We start from the raw sequence: 1,068 nt of genomic DNA, 5'->3' as shown, positions 1-1,068 counted from the left end.
CGCCGACGGTCGACCGCACCGGCGGCCGCCGCGAGCCCGACCGCGGCGATGCCGAGACCCGCGAGCACCGTCCCGGCCGCGCGGAGCATCCGGTCGAACGCGGCGGCGGTCGGCGCCGACCGCACCTCGTCGAGCCGGCCCGTCCGCGTGGTGACGGCGATGTCGTCAGCCGAGCCGGCCGCGGAGGCCGCCCCAGGTCCGGCCCACCAGGCCACCGTCGCCTGCACCGGTCGGCCGAGCGCGTCGGCAAGGGCCGCCCGGTCCACGACGACCGTCACCGACGACGCGGCGTCGGCGAGCGGCAGGTCGGGGGCGACGCCGACGACCTCCAGCGGGATCGACTCGCCGTCCCACCGCAGGTTCAGGGAGGTCGCTCCCGGACGCACGCCCGAGACGAGCGCGGGGATCGCAGCCGCGTCGGCACCGCCGAGCGCAGCGAGACCGGGTGCGTCCGGTGCGGGTGTCGCCGCGAGCAGACGCGCCTCGGCCGCGGCGTCGACCGCCACGAGCCGGGCGACCTCGTCGACGCCGTCGCCGAGCAGCTGCGTGCCCTCGACCACGCGAGCCGTCGCGACGAGGACCTCGGGAGCGACGCCGAGATCGGTCGCCAGGTCCTCGGGCAGCCCCGGTTCCGGTGCGGCCGTCAGCACCACGTCCGCTCCCACGGTGGCCCACGAGCCGGCCTCCTGGCCGGAGCGGACCGTCGCCTGGAGCGCGAGCACCAGGGTGGACATGGCCGCCACCAGGACGAGCGTCAGCACGGGCACGACCGCCACCGGCGTGCGCGCGACCGCGACGAGCGTGATCGGCCCGCGCGTCCGCGCCGCCGCACGCCGCGCCCAGCGGGTGACGGGGGGCAGCAGGCGCAGCAGCAGCACGGCGACCGCGGCTGCGACGAGCACGGGAGCGGCGGTCACGACGAGGTCGGCACCGAGGCTGCCGGCCGCCGACCGCGCCCCACGGGCTCGGAGGGTGACCAGGCCGGCGGCCGCCAGCAGCACGACGGTCGCCTCGACCAGGGGGCGCCGCAGACCGGCACCCCGTGCGGGGGCCCGCCCGGTCCGGCGC

General features: G+C 79.1%; 1 protein-coding gene. It reads right to left on the bottom strand.

The annotated features are described in order from the left end of the window. Positions 1–1,068 (bottom strand): hypothetical protein (locus tag AC1DUQ_RS21935; protein WP_477074663.1); only part of this gene is annotated, 1,068 nt, incomplete at both ends.

The sequence above is a fragment of the Cellulomonas sp. P4_B5_2 genome (genome assembly GCF_056402235.1).
This window is presented reverse-complemented; position numbering and strand designations above follow the sequence as displayed.